The following is a 22,842-nucleotide window of genomic DNA, read 5'->3' as shown; positions in this document are numbered from 1 at the left end:
TGGAGTTGAAACATGAATGAATCGATAGATGCGCTTCAGTTAAATCTGGGCACCGGCGGGCTGCATATAATGAATGTCTCGCTGGCTATCATCATGTTTGGCGTAGCTCTCGAGCTTACCGTCGATGATTTCAAGAAAGTAGCCAAAAACCCAAAGGGGACTATTTTGGGTTTAATTTCACAGTTTCTCTTGCTACCCGCCCTCACTTTTGTGTTAGTCCTTGTAATGCAACCCCACCCCAGTTTTGCTTTGGGTATGATGATGGTAGCCGCATGTCCCGGTGGCAACATCTCCAACTTTTTTTCTTTGCTTGCTAAAGGGAATGCAGCACTCTCAGTGAGCATGACGGCTTTTGCTACACTGCTCTCCATTGTGATGACTCCATTTAACTTTACATTTTGGGCAAGCATGTACGGCCCAACTAATGCCATACTTACTGAGATCCACCTCGACTTGTTTGAAGTCTTCCGGATTATCATTCTGATTTTAGGTATTCCCCTCATTTTAGGAATGACCCTCCGCCACTTTAAAGACGACTTCTCCAAAATGATCTCCCCATACATCAAGAATTTTGGGATTATCTTTTTTTCAGGATTTGTAATTGTTGCTTTCAGCATGAATTTCGACCACTTCATAAACTATGTGCATCTTGTAATAGCTGTGGTCTTTTTACATAACGCTATTGCCCTTTCAAGCGGATATGGGCTTGGCTATCTTTTTAAACTTCCAAAACCTGACCGAAAATCTATCGCCATTGAAACGGGAATTCAAAATTCCGGCTTGGGATTATTGCTTATTTTCAATTTCTTTGACGGACTTGGTGGTATGGCTTTAGTTGCTGCCTGGTGGGGCATCTGGCACATCGTGGCGGGACTAAGTATCGGATGGTATTGGTCAATCGGAAAATCAACCTTACAACGCAAATTCAGTAATGCGTAAAATAAATTATTTGTGGTATCAATTTTGGCGGCATACAATTGTAGGTAACGGCCTCAAAATCTTTTATAAAAAGATGCAACTCACGGGAAGGGAAGACCTCCCCAAAAACAAGCCTCTCCTTTTTGTTCCTAATCATCAGAATTCATTCATGGATGCTTTTTTGGTGACAACGAATCTTAAGCAGGTCATGTATTTTCTGACCCGGGCAAAAGCTTTCAACCCGCCGATTATGGGTTGGTTTTTACGGTCGCTGAATATGCTTCCAGTTTATCGTGTTCGGGATGGACTCAGCTCTGTTCAAAAGAATAATGCCATTTTTGATCTTTGCTATGATTATTTGAAAAATCAGGAATCGGTTTTGGTGTTTGCTGAAGCTAATCACAACCTGAAGCGACGGATTCGGCCTTTAAGTAAGGGTTTCACCCGAATCGCCTTTGGTGCAGAGGAAAAATATGATTGGGATTTAGACATACAGATTGTGCCGGTCGGTGTCAATTATTCAAGTCACCGCGAGGGTAGAAATCATGTTCATATTAAGTTTGGGGAGTGCATCCCGGTAAGCAAGTTTAAAGAAGCTTACATAGCAGATGAAAACGAAGCCAGCATGCAGATGAAAGATGAAGTTTCTGATGCAATGAAAAAGCTGGTCTTCCATGTGGAGGATCTTGATGAATACTCGGTTCATAAAATTTTATGGGAGGAACTGGAAGCTGACAATACTACCATCACCGATCCGGACATTTCCAATGCCCGCATCCAAAAAACCGATGCTCATATTACTCCCGAGCTAATTGAAGAAGCAAAAGAACTCGATAAACTTGCAGATAAACATAAGGTTTCCCTCAAAGACGTTGCCATCGGTAAACAAATTAGTGCCAAAGATGTAGTCTTATCTCCACTGTATATCTTTTCGTTTCTCAACAACATTATTCCCTATCAACCCATCAAATATTTGATATCCAACGTCATAAAAGATCGCGCCTTTGACGCGTCTATTAAATATATATCGGGACTTTTTCTGCTTCCTATATTTTATGGAATTGTAGCTGCAGTTTTAGCGATAGTTGGGGTTGATTCAGCTTTTATCTACGGATATTTAGTTCTCAGTGTATTTACGGCCCCTTTTTTCACTCGTGCAAAAGAGTTGTTCACCAAAAATTCAGCCCAACAAATTGAGAAATCTAAACCGGCTGTCTATCAGGAAATTAAGTCGCAGCTAGAGGCTTTCAAAAAGTTACGGCAGACCATTCTTAATGAATGAAGCCCACGTGCTTAGTGTTTATCTATCGAACTCAAATAAAAAATAGATTCACTTAATGAAGCTCTTTACTTTTTTTGCTGCCGTCTTATTTGCAACATCAGCATGTACGCAACAGACTGAAACTGAAATGACCGCGATGAATTCGGATACTGAACATTCTGAATTAGTAGCTACAGTAATGCAAGTTGGTGACAGTAACGTTGCCGGTTCTGTTACTTTTAGCAAAGCTGAAAATGGGGTCAGAATTCAAGGAAATTTTGAGGGACTTGAGCCTGGCAACCACGGTTTTCATATCCACCAATATGGAGACTGTACTGCTGATGACGGAACAAGCGCCGGCGGACATTTCAATCCTGCCAATAACGATCATGGTGCACCAACCGATATGGTTCGTCACATGGGCGACTTGGGTAATATTGAGGCTGATGACAGCGGAATGGCATCCGTTGATTATGTAGATGAAACGGTTACTATGAACCAAATTCTTGGACGAGGAATTATTATTCATGCCGGTGAAGATGATTTAACTTCACAACCAACAGGAGCAGCTGGGAGTCGCGTTGCTTGCGGTGTTATTGGAATAGCACAGAAGTAGTTTTAGCGACCTGGGACGAGACCTTACAGTTATAATAAAAGCTCACTTTACCGGTGAGCTTTTATATTTAAACCGAGGTTATATCGACTTCCACTCTTCAAATAATTCTTCAATTTCTTCGGCAGATGATTTCTCCAGTGCAGCCTCAGCGAATGCTTCAAAATCACTCTTTGATCGGGAGCCTAAAAGTTCGCTTATCTTCGGAATAGAGCCTGGAACCATACTCAAATCTTTGATTCCAAAACCGGTGAGGCAAGCTGCACCAATTTCATCTCCGGCAAGCTCACCACAAACGCTCACCTCAATATCTGCTTTATTAGCACCTTCAACCGTCATCTTAATAAGCCTCAAAACGGATGGATGATAATGCTGAAAAAGATTACATATCCGCTCGTTCCCACGATCGACAGCCATGGTATATTGGGTAAGATCATTCGTACCCACACTCAGGAAATCTACCTCCTTAGCAAATTGATAAGCTGAAAGAGCTACGCTTGGAACTTCCACCATGAGTCCGAGCGGTACATTATCATCAATTTTAATCCCTTCTGAAAGAAGCTCGCCCTGAATCTGCTCAACTTCTTTCCTGATAGCCTTAACCTCATTGATGATAGAAATCATCGGTACTAAAATTTTAATTCTGCCCGGATATTTAGCAGCTATTTGCAAAATTGCCCTTAGCTGATTTCTCAATAATTCTTTTTCATCCAGTAATAAGCGAATTCCTCTCCAGCCTAAAAATGGATTGCCTTCTTTCACAGCTCGGCCGCTACTTTTATCTCCTCCAATATCAAACAAGCGAATGGTAACTGGGCCCTCAGAACCTTCAAGGATAGAATTATAGAAAGCGAGTTGTTCTTCTTCACTTTTGCGGCGCCGATGCCCAAACAGTAAGCTTTCAGTCCGCAGTAATCCAATTCCCTGTGCTCCTTGTTTTTTTACTTTCGGCAGTTCAGCTTCAAACTCAATATTTGCCTTTAGCGTGAAGGGAAAGCCATCGGAGGTTTCAAAAGTATCACTGCATTTTTTTGTCTTAGCCTGATCTGCTTTTGCAGCCTTCTTTTTATATTCTTTTAAGGTCTCTTTTGAGGGATGGTGAACTAAACTTCCCGACTCACCATCCAGTATAATTAATTCATTATTGTGAACCTCTTTTGTTACGTGATCTGCACTTACAATACAAGGCATGCCTAGCGATTTTGCGATAATAGCTGCATGAGAGGTCACACCTCCCTTCTCCATCACTAAACCCACAGCACCATCTTCGTAATAAGAAACCAGATCGGTAGGACTAATTTCCCGCGCTACAATTAAAGCTCCTTTTTTAATCGATTTTTTATTTTTCTGATCGGAAACCTTAGAAATAAATCGGTCGCGGAGGTCTTCGAGGTCTACAATACGCTGCCTAAACAACTCAGACCCGCTCTCTTTCAGGCGTTCAATAAATTGGCAATAGGTTTGGTATATAGCGAAGTCGACACTGAGGAGTTTATTCTCAATAATTTCGAAGACGTTACGCTCGATTTCCTCATCTTTAATAATCTGTTGCTGAGTATCTATAATTTCGGCAGACCCGGAGTCATTGAGCTCATCAGCCATCAGCTGAAGTTCATCAATAAGGCTTTCTCTGGCTTTTAGAAAGCGGTTCTTATTACTTTTAACCTTCGCCTTGGTAATAGAAGTTGGGTTAACCGTCTTTGATTTTGAGCTAACAAGAAAGGCTTTACCAATAGCCACCCCGCCACCTACGCTGCGGCCTTTTATAATCCCTTCTTTAGTGTTGGTGGCTTCCATCATATTATTTCAGGCGATTCTATTCATCTTCCATTCCGAACTTACTTTCTACTAAATTCACAATTGCATCCAGTGCTTCTTCTTCGTCCGGGCCGTCTAATTCCAGTTCTAACTCAGCTCCACTTTCAGCGGCCAGCGTCATCACGCCTAATATACTTTTCCCGTTCACCCTATACCCATAACTATGGATGTAGAAGTCGGATTTATATTTACTGGCAAGTTTAACCAGCTGCGCCGAAGGGCGAGCGTGTAAACCTGCTGAATTTATTATAGTTACTTTCTTTTTGATCATGAGAATAAATTAGTCTCTTAAAATGAAAATAATAATTACAATATGCCAAGTTTTTGAACCTAATTTATGACACCTTCATTCTATACTAAATGAAATAACAATAAGTTCTTTAAAAACCGATTAATCTTTCTCGCAATGTTTCTTAAATTGTGACGAATTAAAAAAATTGATTGATGTATGTCTGTAAATGAAAACGACGTCCGTTACATGGCCGACTTAGCCCGGCTACAGTTATCCGATGATGAGGTGAAATCCTTCACCGGTGATATGAATAAGATTCTGGGTTATATGGAACAGCTTGAAGAGCTTGATACTTCTGACGTAGAACCGCTTGAGCATGTTATTGACCTGGAAAGCCGACTTCGTAAGGATAAAGCCGAAGAACCTCTTTCTCATGATGACGCCCTCAAAAACGCCCCTGATGCCGATAGCGATTATTTCCGCGTTCCAAAAGTGATTGAATAAAAAAGCCTGCATGACTGACCAAGCCTCTTCACCGAACCAAGATTTCTTTTCAAGTCTCCCTGAAACGCGCAAGCACATTATTGCGCTTGTGATTCTATTTTTGGTTCCATTCATTTTATTTACTGCTACTACTATTGGCGGAAAGGAATTTAAACGTCATGATATTACCCAGTGGCGCGCTGGTGCTGAATCTGTAATTGAGTACCGAGAAACTTATGATAAAGAGCCACTATGGGTGAACAATATGTTTGGTGGGATGCCGGCATTTGTGGTTTCTGTCAAAAAAGCAGTTCCCCATCTAGATCACTTTTCAGGATACTTCAATAATATATACCCGGCATTTCAATATTGGGTTCTATTATCAGGAACCTACTTTTTATTGATTATAATGGGTTTTAGAAGCCTGACTTCTCTTTTTGGGAGCCTTATGTATGGGTTAACCACCTACTTCCCTATTATCATAGTTGCAGGTCATACATCTAAATTTTCGGCCTTAGCTTTTGCACCCTGGATGATAGCGGGGTATTGGCTACTCACCCGAAAAGAGAAAAAGCTTCCCGGATTATTACTCTTCACTGTTGCATTGACCCTAGAGCTCCGAGCCGGTCATCCACAGATAACTTACTACTTCTTTTATTTACTGGGATTCCTATGGCTGTTTGATACTTGGAAAGCCTACAAAGAAAACCGACTTCAAGAATGGGGTATGGCTACCATTTTGTTGGTTTCAGGAGGTATTGTGGGAATTTTAGGACATGCACAAAACCTCTTATCTCTTCGTGAGTATGCAGAATATAGCATACGAGGAGGTTCTGCCTTAGACAATTCAACAGGATTAAGTACAGGTTATGCTTTTGCCTGGTCTCAGGGAATTAGAGAAACATGGACTTTACTTGTGCCAAATATTTTTGGAGGTGCATCTCCTGAGTACTGGGGTCCTAAATCTGTTACTTCTGGACCTCATTACCTTGGAGCCCTAAGCCTTCCTTTTGTAATATTAGCACTTTTCAAGAATAGAACCAGAGTGATGCTTTCTTTCTTTGCAGCAGGAACGTTAGGCATTATCTTTGCCTGGGGAGAAAATTTCAGTTTACTCAATGAATTTGCTTTCGACTATATCCCATACTTTGACAAATTCAGAGCTCCTGAAACCTGGTTAACCCTCACAGCGTTTTGTTATACCATTGTTGCAGTATTTGGTTTGGAGTGGCTTGTCGGTTTTGCCCAATCAAAAGGAAAACAGCTAAAAGAATTATATGTGCCCATAGGGATTTCAGCCGGAGTGATTCTGATACTTTTTATTCAAATCAACTCCATGAATTTTACACGCCCTGGAGAAGTAGCAAATATTGCTAATCAGATAGCTCAACAAAATCAGGTAAGCCCGACAAATCCTCAGGTACAGCAGCGTGCTGAGAGTTACGTTAATGCACAGATGGTCCCAGAACGAGAAGAAAAAGCGAATGGCGATTTACTCCGACTTGCTATTATTTTTGCTATAGGTATAGGTCTCATCTATTTGATGTCAAATCAAAAAATACCTGTTAGTCTTGGCTTAATTGGATTTATTGCCATTTTGACTTTTGATATGATGAGTGTGGATAAACGATATATCCCTGAATCTTCCTTTGTAGCAGAGAATGTAAGCCCTGAGAAAACTTTAGAATCCCAACGCAGGGATATTGACACCTATATCCAAGAAAACATCTCTGAGAATTCAGAGTACTCATACCGTGTATTTCCTTTGTTAGATAACCCTTATAGCAGTGCTGATGCAGCCTATTTCTACCCCATATTAGGTGGCTATACGGGAGCAAAGCTCAGTGTTGTTCAGGATGTCATGTATGGGCAGCAAGGACCACTTAATGTTCAGACACAAAACTTCAATCCGCAGCTACTTGATCTGTTGAATGTAAAGTACCTGACTTATACACAAGGACTTCCTCTTCCTGGTTTTGAACCGGTATTCCAAAGTCAAAGTGGGGTCGTATATGAGAATCAAAATGTGTTACCTAAAGCCTTCTTTGTTGACTCTTTAATAACAGTACAAGAGCCTGCTGCGGCCTACAACTATTTAATGCCTGGACAGCTTGATTTTTCTTCAACAGCCGTAGTGGAAACTTCCGATAATATATCTTCTACAGAAGACACAACAGCTTCAGCCGAAGTCGTCAATTATACCGGCCCTGAAATGACTCTTAAACTTTCTCGATCTGAACCCGGGTTCCTTGTACTCAGCGAAATTTATTATCCTGCAGGTTGGACAGCTACTTTGAATGGTAAAGAAATCCCGATTTATAAGACCAATTACTTATTGCGCGGACTTCAAATTCCTGCGGGAGAGCATACTCTTCAACTCAACTTTATGCCTCAATCATACCAAATAGGTGTCATGTTTGCATGGATTTCCTTGATTCTTCAACTTCTGATTGCTGCTCTCTGGGGCTTCACATGGTTTAAAAACCGCAGTGACAGTGGCTCGTAAGAAAGTTCTGATAATAACCTACTATTGGCCTCCAAGTGGAGGGGCAGGTGTACAAAGGTGGGTGAAATTTTGCAAATACCTCCCCGACTTTGGCATTGAACCTATAGTATTAACTGTAGAAAACCCAACTTATCCATTGCTGGATGAAACGCTGACAAAAGATGTTTCACCAGAGTTAGAAGTATATCGATCTAAAAGCATAGAACCGTACTCTGTATTTGGGAAACTTACAGGCAAGAGTAAAAAGGAAGTATCCACTCCCTCAACTGCTTTTTCTACAGAAGGGGGATTAATACAAAAAGCCGGTGTCTGGATTCGAGCAAATTTTTTTATACCTGATGCGCGAATAGGATGGATTAAAAATGCATCTTCTAAAGCCAAGCAGATCATAGAAAACTATGATATTGAGACCGTTATTACTACCGGACCTCCGAATTCTACCCATATCAGCGGAACCAAAATCAAAGAGTGGAATCCCGATTTAAAATGGATTATGGATATGCGGGACCCATGGTCGAAAATTTTCTACAATGAAACTCTGCCACGAACTGCTCTAGCTCAGAATATTGATGAACACTTGGAACAAAAAGCTTTAAGCAAAGCCGATGAAGTTATTGTCGTTTCCAGGCATATGGCTAAACTTCAAGACAAGATTTACAGAAGGGACTATCAGGTTTTACCCAATGGCTTCGATCATGAAGACTTTCCTAAAGTTCAGTATAAACACTCTAATTCAAAGTTCACAATAAAGTATGTAGGCAGCATGACAGAACCTGCCATACCTCATGCTTTTTTTCGAGCCATCAGTTCTCTTGGTGATTCCGAAAAAGCAAAACTGGACTTGCAGTTCTTTGGCTCCTATAATTATCAAGTACATCATACCATTGAAGAAGAATATAAGATTAAATATCTCGTAAATTTTAATGGTTACATACCTCACAAAGAGGCTAAAATAGAAATGCAGAATGCAGATTTATTACTTTTAGTCATCCCTAAATCAAAGCACAATAAATTAATTCTGACAGGTAAATTATTTGATTACATTGGCGCCCAAAAGCCTATACTCTATATTGGACCTAAGGATGGAGATGCAGCCAAAATCATTAAGGACTACGGACTAGGAGAATGTTTTGATTATTCCGAAGTAGATACGCTTAAGATTTATCTAAGAAAAATGATGGCCAAAAAAACCGGCACTATCCAAACTGATAATGAGAACTTAAGAGATCATCCTTACAGTCGTTATAGCCTGACCCGGCAATTGAGTCGTATCATTAACCCTGAGGGAGAATAATACAGATACTAATATTACTGATCATATCTCTGGTTTTTTCTCTATAAATCGTTTTAGTATACCCCCACAAGAAAATTCTCAATCATCACCATGAGGTGCCAGAACAAAAACTTTTTGATATCTTCTATAGACATATTAGTCTTATTTTGAATTTTGGATAAGTTAAAAAAGAATCCCTAATCGAAATTAATACCGATAAATCTGTTTAAAAAAATACACCTTTTACTTTTTCTGTTCCTTTTCCAGCTGACCATACAAATTAATAAGCTTTTTAGCCTCTTTTTCCCAGTTATATTTTAGTTTGACTGCTTCTCGACCATTTTTAGAATACTTTTCACGAACTTTAGCATCTTCAAAAAGATGAATTACATGCTCACTAAATTGATCCTGAGATTCTTCTTCATATACAATACCGCATTGTTCTTCGTCTACCAGTTTCTTAACGGATGTGCAATTGGTAGCTAATACGGGCACCCCAAAATACATGTATTGATAGAGTTTATTCGAGCTGGAGTTATTAGTTTGAGGTGTTCTTTTAAAAGGTACTAAACCAACATTGCTGGCTTCTAAATAAGAGCGGATTTTATTTTGCGGTTGCCAACCTTCAAAATCAATTACATCTTCCAGATCAAGCTGTTTTGTAAGTTGTTGGAGAGTATTCATCACCTCCCCATCACCCACTAACAACAGCTTTATATTGCTATTATACTCTTTAACTGTTGCCATTCCCTTTACGACATGCTCTAATCCTCTATTGCTTACAAACCCCCCTACATATATCAATGTGAAAAAATCTTGGTATCGATCAATAATAGCCTCATCAATCTCATAATTAGAAAATGTGGCTGTATCAATACTATTGGAGACAACTGAAATCTTATCTTCAGGTACACCTTTAGCAATATTCTTATCCTTCATTCCTTCATTCACTACAATGAGTCTGTCAAAATATTGAAGCCATTCTTTTTCTTTTCTTTCCCACTTTGATATAGAAACAATAAGCTTATTTGGGTAGGTCGTACTCCATTTATAATCTTTTAAAGCATCCACATAATTTTCATGGAGATCTCCTACAAACCATTTGTTTACTTTTTTTCTTACTAATCTAATAGCACCAAATAAGTAAAGATCGTGAACATGAATGGCATCGTAATCTTCATTACTTAACACTTCTATGATTTTTTTTGCCACATAATAATCTATCCAGGGAATCATAGCCGCTAACCCATGCATCTTATCTGCAATAAATTTGGATAAAGCTATTCTGTAAACAGTAATCCCTTTGTGATTAATAACTTCATTCCGCTCGTAGTCAGCTATAGAGAGAATTCCTACAGAGTACCCAGCTTTAACTAGCGAAATTGCCTCTTTTTCTACTCTTATATCCGTTGGGAATGCTTTGTCTAAGACCATTAATATTTTCACACTCATCCTCTTTTCATCAATGTCTTTATTCAAGTAAATCGGAGCTCAAGATATATTATATTTGGGCACATATGTAATTGAAGTAGTCAAATAAACAGATTTAATTTATAGTTTGTAAGACACTTAATATGAAAGATAATTTAATACTCTTGACATCGACATTTCCTTTTGGAACTGGAGAAACTTTTCTTGAAACAGAGCTTACTTATTTGGCTCAAGGCTTTTCTAGCATCATTATTTTACCTACAAAAAAAACTCTTACTCAGAATTCCCGTCCAATACCCAAAAATTGCACCGTTGATAGTTCGATTATTTCTCAAGTAAACAGCGAAAGCAGTCTCAGGCGTGTCATATCAAAGTTATTTGTTGCTCTGAAATCCTCTTTTTTTTATCAGGAATTGGCAGAGATTTTCCCAACTCGTATAAACAAAGAAGTAATTGATAACTTACTCACATATTCACGTGATGCTGCGTTAAGTAGAAAAGCTATTCAAGAAATCAGGAAAAATAATTCTGCCGATAATGAAAAATGGATAATCTATTCTTACTGGTGTAATGGAGCTACATTAGGCGCTACTATAGCTGGCACTGATATTCCTGTAATTTCGAGAACCCATAGGGGAGATTTGTATGAGGAGTTACACTCAAAAAACTATATACCTCTACGTGAAAAGACCATAGCTAATATTGAAGTATTGTATAGCATTTCGAAAAATGGAGTTCAATATCTTTCGAATAGATATAGCAAGTACCAGTCTAAATTTCAGCTTTCCAGGCTTGGCATTCCAATTCCTGATGAAAATGAAATGCAGCATAATGAAAAAAAAATACCACAGACTCTTACCTTGGCTTCTTGCTCAAGTATAAACAAGAATAAGAGAGTTGATAGAATAGCTCTATCATTAAAAAAATTCGCCTCAAAACACCCTAAAATTAATTTATATTGGAACCACTTTGGTTCCGGGCCAGGTTTAAATAACTTAAAAAAACTGACAGCTGACTTTCCGCCAAACCTTTCTGCAAGTCTCCATGGACATATTGATAATCAAGAACTACTTGACTGGTATAGCAAAAACCCAGTTCACATATTTATAAACCTAAGCAAATCAGAAGGCATCCCAGTCTCAATCATGGAAGCAAATAGTTATCGTATCCCAGCCATTGCAACGAATGTTGGGGGTACTTCTGAACTTGTTAATACAGAAAGTGGCTGGTTGCTAAATCGGGATTTTAACTCTTCAGAAATTCAAGCAACTTTAGAGGAAGCGCTACTTAAGCACTCAATTAGAATTCAAAAAGCAGATAAAGCGTACAAAACGTGTCTGAGTCATTTTGACTCAGGAAAAAATTACCCCGACTTTACCAAAAAGCTAAAAGAAGTTATGCTTGAACATGATGCACACTAACAATAGTAGGATTTAAGTTTTGCTTAAGTACGTAAAAGAGACCATTAAGAATTCTGCTATTTATAGCCTTGGCAATGTTTTTGTAAAGTTGACAGGGTTTATTCTTATCCCATTTCTTACAAATCCTGAATACTTAAGTGTTAATGATTATGGAGCGCTGGGAGTTTTTGAAGCTGTAAACCAAATCGTTATTTCAATAATGGGATTTGGTTTGTACAACTCATTAATTAGGTGGTATTATGAGCAGGATAAGGATGAAAATAGAGCCACATTCTTTACCTCATCCCTTCTAATTGGATTTCTGGTTATCGCTATTGTTTCAATCACTTATTTATTTAAAAGTGACTTATCTCTATTAATATTTGAAAACGCGGATTACCAAGACATTGTAGTTCTTGTTATGGTATCTACTGGTCTACAGGCGCTTGGAGTAATGCCTGCAACGTTAATGCGTATGCAGGAACGGGCGGGTTTTTTTACAGTCACTAATATAATAAAGTTATTAGTTACACTGATTGTCACCTTGTACTTCCTACTCATGCGAAGCGACGGCTTGTTTGCAATTTATGCCGGACAAATAGCTGGTTTTACTATCTATCTTATTATCCTGATACCTTACATGCTTAAAAATTCCATGCTGCGAATTCATTACCCCGTTTTTACAGAAATGATGGGCTACGGGGTTTCAATGATGATGGCCGGTTTGGCTGCTTCTTCTACAAATGTAATTGATCGCTTTGTATTGAACTCTATGTCAGGTTTGCAAGAAGTTGGCTTGTATTCATTGGCATACAAAGTTTCTTCTATCCTAAAGGTGTTAATAATCACCTCTGTGAGTATGGCACTTACCCCGTTGATGTTCAAGAAACTCAAAGATCCGGACAGTCATCGGTTTTATCAAAAAACTATGACTTATTATGGATTCGGGATGATGATCTGCATAATGGGGGTTTCTTTGTTTGGGAAAGAAGTCCTTAAGGTATTTACAGGTAGTGCTGTTTACTGGTCTTCATTTTCTGTGATTCCCATTTTAGCATTTGGTTTGTTTTTTGTTGCCTTAAATGATGTTGTGAATATTGGACTAAGAATTGCAAAAAAAACATCCCGAATTACACTGATGACCGCTATTGTTTCCATTCTAAATCTAGTGCTAAATATACTCATGATACCTGTTTTAGGGGCAGAAGGAGCAGCACTTGCGAGTTTTATTTCACACTTGGTTTTCTTTTTGGGGCTATTCTACTTCTCAAACAAAGTGTATCCAATTCAATTTGAATGGCGAAAAATAATCCTCATTTTCTCAATTGGCGTTGCATTAGTATATGCATCTTTGCTCACCAATGGCATGCATTTGGCCATCCGACTTACTGTAAAAACATCAGCAATTTTAATGTTTCCTTTTATTCTATATCTCTTCAATTTTTATGAAGAAGTGGAATTGAAACAGATAAAGAAAATTTGGCTTCAGTGGAAGAACCCAAAGAACTGGAAAGAGAATATAAAACAACTTAAATAGATGCCTTTTAATTAGGCTCGATTAAATAAGTCCGTTCTTTTTCAAAGCCTCAACCATCTGGACTTTATAATCGGAATTTGAAATTCCCAAAGGAATATGAGCCATATATATTTGATCTGCTTTAGCAAGGCTTCTTTTGAAATTATCAGTGTTTTCTCCAATAATTGAATCGAATGTACTTGCAGGTTTTTGACCCATTGAAAGCGCGTTAAACTCATGCCACCTAAGGTGGTTGAAAAAGAGATCGTACTCTGTAGACATAATAATTGAATTAAAAATAGCTGCTTTCTCTGCAGAAATAACTTCCATTTTGATTTTTTCAACCTTACTCCTAAATAAAACCACAAAAGATGAAATCTTTTTCACACTGTTAGAAACCTGTCCATAAAAAACAGCAGGGCTAACTCTCCTCCTTACTTTGTTTTTTCCTTTTAGCTCATGCAAGCTGTAATGAATTCTATTCGCCAAAGATAGGTCGCCTAATATCTTTTCCTTTATTTGTTTAACCCCCTGAAGGTTATAGCCATAAATTTTTGGGTAGGAAAAATTTGGGAAACAATTGCCTTCAGAATCAACAACTGCTATATCATCATTGAAAAAAGTGCATTTATGGTTCAGGCATAAATCCATTTCCAATGATGTTTTACCTACGCCTCCAGTCCCCCCAAATAGAACAACATCGCCTTTGCCATTAACTACTCCTGAACTATGTACTACAGAATAATCCTTCTCAAAGAATGCCATAGGTACTAATAACAACTCATGAAATATTTGGCCAATAGCTTCCTCATCGGTAGCATACTGTATGGACTTCCATTTACGGATATTTCTTTTCAGAGAAGATTCCCGATTAATACTAAAGTTAATTTTTACAAGTTGATGTTCCTCAAATACAAACTGTACAGTAGCAGATCCAAGTTGACAAATCATGCCATCACCTGATAACCAATTCAAAGTAGGATTACTGCTTATAACATCACCCTTTTCAACATCTGATACATAGTTAATAGCTATATCATAATCCTTTGATCTCTCTATTGGGTATTGTGATAACTCATTATGCAGTATTGCACCAGCACTGCTTTCAAAAGTGTCTACTTTAATTCGCATTCCAAAGATCTGATAAATACGGTTCATTCTAGTCTCTTAATAAGGAAATAATTTTATACTCTACTCAATAGCTTCTTGATTTTACTCATAATGAAAACAAATCTCGCCTTCATCTTATAGCAAATTAAGGTAGTTATTGTACAGATATTCATCCACACGAACCTTATCTTCTTTCAAATAATTTTCAAAGGAAATAGTAAGGTATGGCCAAACCAAAATACACCACCCACCTCGGAATGGTAGACATTCTTCCTGACGAATCTCCGAAGTGGAGAGCGCTCGAACAAATCATTCACGAGGAAGCTGCTAAGTTCAATTTTGAAGAAATACGAACTCCTATCATGGAGCAAACGGAGCTGATTGTTCGCGGAATTGGTCAGCTGACAGATATTGTCTCCAAGGAGATTTTTGCTTTTAAAAAGGGCGACAGCCACTATGTTCTGCGACCTGAACTTACAGCACCGGTAGTGCGTGCTTTTGTGGAACACCACATGCAGCAGCGCGGTGGTTCTCAGAAACTGTATTACATCGGACCGATGTTTCGGGCCGAGAAGCCACAGAAAGGCCGTCAACGACAGTTTCATCAGTTTGGGGTTGAGATTATCGGGAGTGATGACCCTGTTGCAGATGTGGAATGCATTTCTTTTATGATGCAGATCTACAAACGTATTGGTATTAAGAATTTTGAGCTGAAGCTGAATTCAGTGGGAGACCCTGAAAGCCGGGAGGCTTATAAAGAAGCTTTGAGAGATTTTCTTAAGCCAAACCTTGACAAAATGAGTGAACTTTCTCAAAAACGTTTTGAGAAAAACCCGATGAGAATTCTTGATTCAAAGGAAGAAGAAGATCAGGAATTCATCAAAAAAGCACCTGTTATTCAGGATTATTTGAATGATGAATCGAAAGAGCATTTTGAGAGGGTTACTAATTATCTGTCTGAGCTTGGAATTGATTACACGCTGGATCCTTACCTCGTGCGCGGCATGGATTATTATACCCGTACTGCTTTTGAGCTTACAAGCCCAGATCTCGGCTCTCAAGATGCCTTAGCCGGGGGAGGTCGCTACGACCTGCTTGTTGAGGAAATTGGTGGACAAGATACGCCCGCAGTAGGTTTTGCCGCCGGCATGGAGCGACTAATGATTGCTTGTGAGGAGCTGGACATCAACCTCGCCGAAGAGAAGTCGGTAGATGTTTATTTTGTGACTTTAGGTGATGAAGCTCGAAACTGGGCTCTTTCCCACCTCCCAAAAGTTCGAGAGGCCGGCCTTTCAGCTACCATGGATTATATGAGCAGATCCATGAAGGCTCAAATGAAAGATGCTAACCGCGAAAATGCACTCTACACTATCATTGTTGGCGGGAATGAATTACAAGAAGGTAAATTCACTCTGCGCAATATGAAAGAAAGCGAAGAAGCATCCCTCGAATTTGAAGCCATTGTAGAGAAGCTTACTCAAAAGCTTCTCTAATTATTCAGCTTGGTTATTAATTCAGCAGTTTTTTCAGTGATTTGATGTCTTCAATCTCACCGATGATGGAGACTTCATCATCTTCCTGAAGGACTGTTATTCCATGTGGAATTTTGATCTGGTCATTCCGCCTTATAATTGTGATCAGACTTTGACCTGGAAGGGAAATGTCTTTAATCATCTTTCCAACATACTCTGAAGTTCCATCATCATTGCTTAAAATAAGCCTGATGAAACGTTCATCCCTTAATAAAATCTCACGAAGTACTTCTTCATTATCTGCTGCTATCCACCTATTCAGGAAGTTTTTCGTACTTACCATTTCAGCGATATGGGCCAATATCCTCAAATGTTGACCCGCGTTTTCGTCAGGGCTTATGAAGAAAAGTAAACACTTTAAGGATTCATCCCCTACTTTTTTAGAATTCAGCTTTTTGAGCTTATCTACTTTTAAGCCGCCTTTAATACGAACCAACACCATTTCAGGTAAAATATCAGCATCAATTCGGGCATGATTCAGAGCTACCCCGCTTGCAATAGGAATGATTTTATCGGCATCGAGCTCAGAAAACATTTCATATAATTCATCAGTACTTCTGCCTAGTTTTTCGGAGTACAGCTTGCTGGTTTCCTCAAGAATCTCGTCGTACCCAACGGATGAATCGAACTCGAGTACATCTGCTCTTGATATCATTTCCTCATATGGATCTTCTTGACGCAGACCTTTTTCTCGTAATATATTTCTCATTTCGTGCTCAAGTCCCTGATCTTTGTTTTTTCCAAGCCGGGCATGAACATGAAAAATAGCACCTTGACGATCTACTTTATCCGCTGCATAGTACTTGAACCAAATAATTCCGAATACACTCACAAGAATTGTGAATAGAATAGATAAGACGCCCATTTCAAAAATCAGAATAATGGATAGTATAATACCCGCAATCTGTATCCAGGGATAGAATGGTGAATTAAAGCCAGGATCATATTCCTCAATCTTACTTTCTCGCATTACAATTACGGCAAGATTCAGTAACCCAAATAGCAGTAACTGAAAAGCACTCGCGAGCTTCGCAACTTCAGCAACATTGAAAGCTACCAAGAAGAATATCATCATCAATACCGTGGCCACTACTGACCATAGCGGTGTTCCCAGTTTACTAAGCTTGGCAAATCGTTCGTTGATTAATTTATCGCGCGCCATTGCCATTGGGTATCTGGAAGCCGACATAATTCCTGCATTTCCAGTTGAGGCAAAAGCCGCTACAGCCGCAATCACAACCAGAATTAGTCCTGTTGGTTCAGGAAGCCAATCTAAAAATACCTCTCCTGCTGTAGCAACCGGCGTAAGATCTTCGCGGAAGGCTGCAGGTTCAAGCAAAGCAACCATGATATATACACCTATCACATAAACCGTGACCGCTGTAGCAATCGCCAGAAACATTCCCAGAGGAATATTCCGATCTGGATTTTTAACCTCTTCGGCTATGCTAGCTACTTTTGTGAGACCGGCATAAGACACAAACACCATCCCTACCGTAGCGAAAAATCCATAATAGCCATCAATAAAAAATGGAGTGAATTGCTCTTGAGTCACTTTTACAATATCCAGCTCAAAAACAGCAAATACCCCTTGTACAATGTAGAAAAACATGATGGAGACTAACGCTGTTACCAAAATCTTCTGCAACATCGTGGTTTCTTTAGCTCCCACCACATTCAAAATCCCAAAAACGATGGTCAAAATCACAGCTACTGGTATTATCGGAACTTCATAAAAAATGGATATGTACGCTCCCATACCTATCAAAGCAAAAGCACTTTTCAGGACTAAGGCTAACCATGAACCGTATCCCCCAATTGTACCAATCATGGGTCCCAGACTTCTGTCGATGATATAGTAAGTACCTCCAGCTTTAGGCATGGCCGTCGCTAATTCGGCAACGCTAAACATAGTTGGGAGTACGATAATACCAGAAACCAAATAAGCTAAAAATACAGAAGGACCCGTTTCAGCGGCTGCTAAACCAGGTAATAGAAAAAAGCCTGAACTAAACATTGCTCCAGTAGCAATTGCATATACATCTGATAGCCCTAATTCTTTGGCTAATTTTTCATGTTTCATGTTATACTGCCCTTGAAAAGGTTTTAAAAGTAGTTAGTAAATCCAGATTGAAGCTCTGCTTCATAATATTAAATCAAAAAAATAGACAGTTCTCTTGAACTGTAAGTAGTCCTGAAATTGTTTAAAGGTTATCCCGATTTGAACAGATAAACTTACTTAGCATCCATCCTTATGCTAAAAGGAAAATTTACGGGATTATTGATTGAATTTGATCATTTATTTTAACCCTAGCATAATAACATAACCTTACCATAATTACATGCTGATCTGCCTTTTAAGCTTTTGGTTATTATATAAATATTATTCTGAATGATCTTCAAAAGTTAGATGTACATTCAGTACCTTATACACGGTATTTTATGAATGCGTTCATAAATTTTATTTTTTAAACTTTAGGCCATTCTTAGTAATAAATTAATGAACCTAATACGGTTCATTTTGCTTTGAATACAAAATTTTAGCTTCAGTCCAACTCAACTAATTCATGTTTCCAAACACTATTATTCCTGCACTGCAAAAGTTTAAAACCCCCTATTTTTTCTATGATTTTGACGTACTCAGAAAGACGCTCGAAGAAGTAAAGAAACATGCAATTGCTAAAGACTTTCATGTTCACTTCGCTTTAAAGGCGAATAATCAAACTCGTATTCTTGAGATTATTAAGGAAGCGGGTCTGGGAGCTGATTGCGTAAGTGGTGGTGAAGTAAACCGTGCCATTGAAGCAGGATTTAATCCGGATGAAATAGCCTTTGCAGGGGTTGGTAAAAGTGACGAAGAAATAGAATTAGGGCTTAAGCATGATATCTTTTGCTTCAACGTTGAGTCGCATCAGGAAATAGAAGTACTTAATGAAATGGCCGGAAAACATGGGAAAAAAGCACACATCGCTTTGCGACTTAACCCAAATGTTGAAGCCGATACGCATAAATATATTACGACCGGACTCAAGGAAAACAAGTTCGGAATTAATGAGACCGATTTAGATGAGGTCCTGGGAATGTTGCCTCGGTTAAAAAACATCGAATTAATAGGCATCCACTTTCATATTGGATCTCAGATCCAAAAATTCACTCCTTTTGAGGAGCTCTGCAAAAAAGCCAATCAGCTTAACAATTACATCGAAGACAAGGGATTCAAGCTTACGGTTATTAATGTTGGCGGTGGATTTGGCATTAACTACGATCACCCTAACAATAATTCTATTCCTGATTTTGAACGTTTCTTTGGGCTTTTTAAAGAGAACATCACCCTAAAAAGTCATCAGAAGTTACACTTTGAATTAGGCCGTTCAATTGTAGGTCAGTGTGGTAGCCTGATTACGAAAGTGCTGTTTACGAAAAGCGGACAGGCCAAGAACTTCGCTGTGGTTGATGCGGGCATGACAGAACTTATCCGTCCCGCTCTCTATCAGGCTACTCACCGTATCGATGTTCTTACAAGCGATAAAACTGAAAAAACCTATGATGTGGTTGGCCCGATTTGTGAGAGCTCAGATACCTTCCGAAAAGACATTTCCATCCCAGAAGTTCAGCGCGGTGATCTAGTGGCTATCCGAAGTGCCGGTGCATATGGTGAAGTAATGAGAAGTGCATATAACTTGAGGGAAGCGAATCCTTCTATATTCTCAGATGACATCAAATAATTCAAAATTTTGAATTATTTGAGCTTCCCGGCAATATACCCAGTTGTCCATGCTGCCTGAAAATTGAATCCACCTGTGACTCCATCAATATCTAGCACTTCACCCGCAAAGTAGAGATCTGGTGATTTTCGGCTTTCCATTGTTTTCATATCTACATCCAGCAGGCTAATTCCGCCACAGGTTACAAACTCTTCTTTGAAAGTCGTTTTTCCCTGAACCTGATACTCGTCATTAGTGAGTAAATGCACCAAGCGATTGATGTTTTTCTTCCCCAAATTTTGCCAGATCATGGCATCCCCAAGTTCCAGCTTATCAATCAGAAAATTCCATAATCTATTGGGCAGTCCAAATGGATTTACATTCGGAATTTTCTTTTTTCCGTGCTCGGCTTCTATGTCTTTGAGTAATGACCTCACTTCCTGCTCAGGCCGATCTCCCGTCCAGTTTACCAAGGCTTTGAACTCATAATCCATGTCATGGAAATCGCGAGCCCCAAAAGATGATAGCTTTAACACGGCCGGGCCGCTCATTCCCCAGTGAGTAATTAACAAAGGGCCACTGCTTTTAAGATTCGATCCCATAATTTTAATGGAAACCGGCTCGGCAACAACACCCATTAGCTCTTTTATCGGTTCGTCCGGCATGTTGAATGTAAATAATGAAGGAACCGGTTCTTCAATATCGTGCCCAAGCTCGCGCAGCCAATCAAAGCCTTTTGCTCGCGGACTTCCTCCTGTTGCAATAATTACTCTGTCAGCCGTTTTCCTCCCTCCCCGATGGAATCCCATCTCATAGCCTTCTTCCAGCTTCGAAAGGCTTTTTATATTGGCGCCGGTTTTGATTCCTATACCCAGCTTCCGGGTTTCTTCCATGAGACAGTCGATGATCGTTTCAGAATCATCGGTAGTTGGGAACATACGTCCATCAGGTTCCGTCTTAAGCTCTACTCCCCTTTTCTCAAACCAAGCCACTGTATCCGATGGCGACCACATCCCAAAGGCTTTCTTTAAAGGCCGCTCACCGCGAGGGTAAAACTTCACAAGTTCCCTCACATCAAAACAATGGTGGGTTACATTACATCTTCCGCCACCTGAAATCCTGACTTTTGAAAGTAGCTTATCCGACTTTTCATAGATGGTGACTTTGGCATCCGGATTGTGTGTTTTAGCTGATATAGCGCTGAAAAATCCAGCCGCACCTCCACCAATTACCGCAACTTGTAGCTCTTTTTTACTCATGTTCTAAAGATACCCTTTCTTTAGGTGAGTCTCTTTATTCAGCGCCACTAAATCTCTAAGGCTCAAAGAAAGATGAAAATTTGTCTATAAATACAATACAGATCACATAGATAATCAGGGAGTTCTAACTATCGTATTCCTTAAAACCATACCAATTATCTGCTAGAATCCTCTACATGCTTGTTTTACAAAACACTTTATCTCATTTCGCGCTTTAGAGATTTAGTGGCTCAACTCCCGGAACTTAATTCAGGATTTGGCATGGAATAGGATAAGATTCCCCTTATTTTCTACACTCATTTTTAAGAAGCTATTTTATGCAAATTAACGTACTTAAATTCGGCGGCACCTCCATGGCCGATCATCAAACCTGGAAACAGGTATTGGAGATCATCGATAACTATGAATTCCCTGTAGTGGTAGTTTCAGCAACTGCACGAACAACACGACAGCTGGTTGAAGCCGGCAATTTAGCTGCTGAAGGAAAACTCGATGAAGCTATAGAAGTTTCCAAAGCTATTCAGGACCGGCATAGCAAGGTCGTTTCTGATTTCCTCGAAGAAAATCCCCATGCCAAGAATAAGCTGATCAAAGAAAGCTGTACTAAAAACACAGCCGCTAAAATCAGTAAGCTAAATAAGCTGCTTACCTATACGGAACGGCAGGGAACTCTTTCACCGCAAATGAAAGACGCTATCTCTGCCATGGGAGAGCAGATTTCATCATACCTTTTGGCGCAGTGTGGCTTGGCTCTTGATATGATGACCCAGCATATTGAAGCCCGAAAGCTTATAAAGACCGATACAGAATATGGGCGTGCAAATCCGAATATGATGCAAATCAACCAACGTTGCGGATCTCTTGAGACGGTTATTGAAAGCGGGTTTATTCCCATCATCGGTGGGTTTTATGGGGAATCAAATGAGAAGACCATTACAACGCTTGGATTTGAAGGTTCTGATTATACGGCGAGTTTGATTGGAGGTGCCGTTCATGCAGAAACAATCGAAATATGGACGGATGTAAGCGGAGTTTACACCAGCGACCCACGGTTCATCCCTGAAGCAAAACCGCTCGCTGTGATGAGTTATTTTGATGCTACGGAAATGGCTTACTTTGGTGCCAAAGTCCTTCACCCTTCTACCTTAAAACCTGCACAGGAAAGAAACATACCTGTATTTGTTAAGAATATGTTTAAGCCGGATGAAGCAGGAACCAAGATTGTACGTGAAGCAAAGCATGATCACGATGTGCTGGCGATGTCTTTTAAATCAGACATGGCAACCCTAACCATTAGTGCTTATGAAACGGTTATGGGCTACTCATTTCTGACTAAGGTGTTTTCTGTTTTAGAAAAACATCGCCTCGCTGTAGATGCTGTAAACACTACGGAAGCTTCCGTAACTATTGCACTGTCTGATTCTGAGTTACTCGACAAACTTTCTAAAGAATTTATCGAGATTGGGACTGTATCTCTTGAACGTAATAAAGGGTTGCTCACGCTTATAGGCTGCTCCATTCATTCCGCAGAAAAACTTACAGAGCAAATATTCAATTCAATTGGCGAGATTCCAGTTGATCTCATTTCATTCAGCAAGGAAAAGAGAATCCTGAATGTGGTATTAGAGAATGAAAAACTGATTGAAACGGCCCAGAAGATTCATAAGAAGTTGTTTTAAACAGTACAAATGAATTTACTATCTCAGTAGTCATCCCTGCGCAGGCAGGGATCTGGATCTTAAAATCGCATTATGTTGCTGTATATAACAACCAGATTTCGGGCATT

At 39.4% G+C, this 22,842-nt stretch carries 17 protein-coding genes; 11 read left to right on the top strand and 6 right to left on the bottom strand.

The features are described 5' to 3' along the window. The first annotated feature begins 12 nt into the window (after positions 1-12). The 3 genes from CL667_04590 to CL667_04580 are packed head-to-tail and all read left to right on the top strand — an operon-like array spanning position 13 to position 2,795. A complete protein-coding gene (locus CL667_04590) occupies positions 13-939 on the top strand; it encodes a symporter (GenBank protein MAL16971.1) in 927 nt (308 codons plus the stop codon). Beyond that, entirely contained in the window at positions 932-2,200 is a 1,269-nt protein-coding gene (locus tag CL667_04585; GenBank protein MAL16970.1) for a hypothetical protein, read from the top strand. Before CL667_04590 ends, CL667_04585 begins: the two co-directional genes overlap by 8 nt. A 55-nt stretch (positions 2,201-2,255) precedes the next feature. Further along, a complete protein-coding gene (locus CL667_04580) occupies positions 2,256-2,795 on the top strand; it encodes a superoxide dismutase (GenBank protein ID MAL16969.1) in 540 nt (179 codons plus the stop codon). A 78-nt stretch (positions 2,796-2,873) separates the two neighbouring features. Here CL667_04580 and ptsP read toward each other — a convergent pair whose 3' ends face one another. Next, positions 2,874-4,592, bottom strand: a complete 1,719-nt coding sequence (gene ptsP / locus CL667_04575) for a phosphoenolpyruvate--protein phosphotransferase (GenBank protein ID MAL16968.1) — start codon at positions 4,590-4,592, stop codon at positions 2,874-2,876. Between the two features lie 16 nt (positions 4,593-4,608). Next, entirely contained in the window at positions 4,609-4,881 is a 273-nt protein-coding gene (locus tag CL667_04570) for a phosphocarrier protein HPr (protein ID MAL16967.1), read from the bottom strand. A gap of 177 nt (positions 4,882-5,058) precedes the next feature. On the opposite strand from CL667_04570, the gene CL667_04565 reads away from it, so the two are divergent. The 3 genes from CL667_04565 to CL667_04555 are packed head-to-tail and all read left to right on the top strand — an operon-like array spanning position 5,059 to position 9,125. After that, positions 5,059-5,346 carry an Asp-tRNA(Asn)/Glu-tRNA(Gln) amidotransferase GatCAB subunit C gene (locus tag CL667_04565; GenBank protein ID MAL16966.1) on the top strand — a complete coding sequence of 96 codons (288 nt, stop codon included), beginning with the start codon at positions 5,059-5,061 and terminating at the stop codon, positions 5,344-5,346. Positions 5,347-5,356: 10 nt separating this feature from the next. After that, positions 5,357-7,831 (top strand): hypothetical protein, encoded by a 2,475-nt coding sequence (locus tag CL667_04560; protein MAL16965.1) that lies wholly within the window; start codon positions 5,357-5,359, stop codon positions 7,829-7,831. After that, on the top strand, positions 7,821-9,125 hold the full coding sequence (locus tag CL667_04555; GenBank protein MAL16964.1) for a hypothetical protein: 1,305 nt from the start codon (positions 7,821-7,823) through the stop codon (positions 9,123-9,125). Before CL667_04560 ends, CL667_04555 begins: the two co-directional genes overlap by 11 nt. A gap of 222 nt (positions 9,126-9,347) precedes the next feature. On the opposite strand, the gene CL667_04550 is transcribed toward CL667_04555, so the two are convergent. Then, positions 9,348-10,556, bottom strand: a complete 1,209-nt coding sequence (locus CL667_04550; protein MAL16963.1) for a hypothetical protein — start codon at positions 10,554-10,556, stop codon at positions 9,348-9,350. A 122-nt stretch (positions 10,557-10,678) separates the two neighbouring features. Between CL667_04550 and CL667_04545 the strand changes: the two genes are divergently transcribed. Together CL667_04545 and CL667_04540 are read left to right on the top strand one after the other, a co-directional pair. After that, positions 10,679-11,956, top strand: a complete 1,278-nt coding sequence (locus tag CL667_04545) for a hypothetical protein (protein ID MAL16962.1) — start codon at positions 10,679-10,681, stop codon at positions 11,954-11,956. Between the two features lie 19 nt (positions 11,957-11,975). After that, positions 11,976-13,472 (top strand): hypothetical protein, encoded by a 1,497-nt coding sequence (locus tag CL667_04540; GenBank protein MAL16961.1) that lies wholly within the window; start codon positions 11,976-11,978, stop codon positions 13,470-13,472. A gap of 21 nt (positions 13,473-13,493) precedes the next feature. On the opposite strand, the gene CL667_04535 is transcribed toward CL667_04540, so the two are convergent. After that, the gene (locus CL667_04535) at positions 13,494-14,609 is read right to left on the bottom strand and encodes a hypothetical protein (GenBank protein MAL16960.1); all 1,116 of its coding nucleotides are present in this window, start codon (positions 14,607-14,609) and stop codon (positions 13,494-13,496) included. A gap of 176 nt (positions 14,610-14,785) precedes the next feature. Between CL667_04535 and CL667_04530 the strand changes: the two genes are divergently transcribed. Further along, positions 14,786-16,054 carry a histidine--tRNA ligase gene (locus CL667_04530; protein MAL16959.1) on the top strand — a complete coding sequence of 423 codons (1,269 nt, stop codon included), beginning with the start codon at positions 14,786-14,788 and terminating at the stop codon, positions 16,052-16,054. A gap of 16 nt (positions 16,055-16,070) precedes the next feature. Here CL667_04530 and CL667_04525 read toward each other — a convergent pair whose 3' ends face one another. After that, a complete protein-coding gene (locus CL667_04525; protein ID MAL16958.1) occupies positions 16,071-18,176 on the bottom strand; it encodes an amino acid transporter in 2,106 nt (701 codons plus the stop codon). A 484-nt stretch (positions 18,177-18,660) separates the two neighbouring features. On the opposite strand from CL667_04525, the gene lysA reads away from it, so the two are divergent. Beyond that, the gene (gene lysA, locus CL667_04520) at positions 18,661-19,818 is read left to right on the top strand and encodes a diaminopimelate decarboxylase (GenBank protein MAL16957.1); all 1,158 of its coding nucleotides are present in this window, start codon (positions 18,661-18,663) and stop codon (positions 19,816-19,818) included. A 14-nt stretch (positions 19,819-19,832) separates the two neighbouring features. Here the strand turns inward: lysA and CL667_04515 are convergent, their stop codons facing one another. Beyond that, positions 19,833-21,056, bottom strand: a complete 1,224-nt coding sequence (locus tag CL667_04515; protein ID MAL16956.1) for an aminoacetone oxidase family FAD-binding enzyme — start codon at positions 21,054-21,056, stop codon at positions 19,833-19,835. A gap of 317 nt (positions 21,057-21,373) precedes the next feature. Here CL667_04515 and CL667_04510 point away from each other — a divergent pair, with 317 nt between their 5' ends. Continuing rightward, complete coding sequence (locus CL667_04510; protein MAL16955.1) at positions 21,374-22,735, top strand: hypothetical protein; 1,362 nt, start codon at positions 21,374-21,376, stop codon at positions 22,733-22,735. Positions 22,736-22,842 lie beyond the last annotated feature (107 nt).

The sequence above is a fragment of the Balneola sp. genome, from assembly GCA_002694685.1.
Taxonomy (GTDB): domain Bacteria; phylum Bacteroidota; class Rhodothermia; order Balneolales; family Balneolaceae; genus Gracilimonas.
The sequence above is the reverse complement of the archived record's forward strand: the minus strand, read 5'-3'. Positions and strand labels throughout refer to the sequence as shown.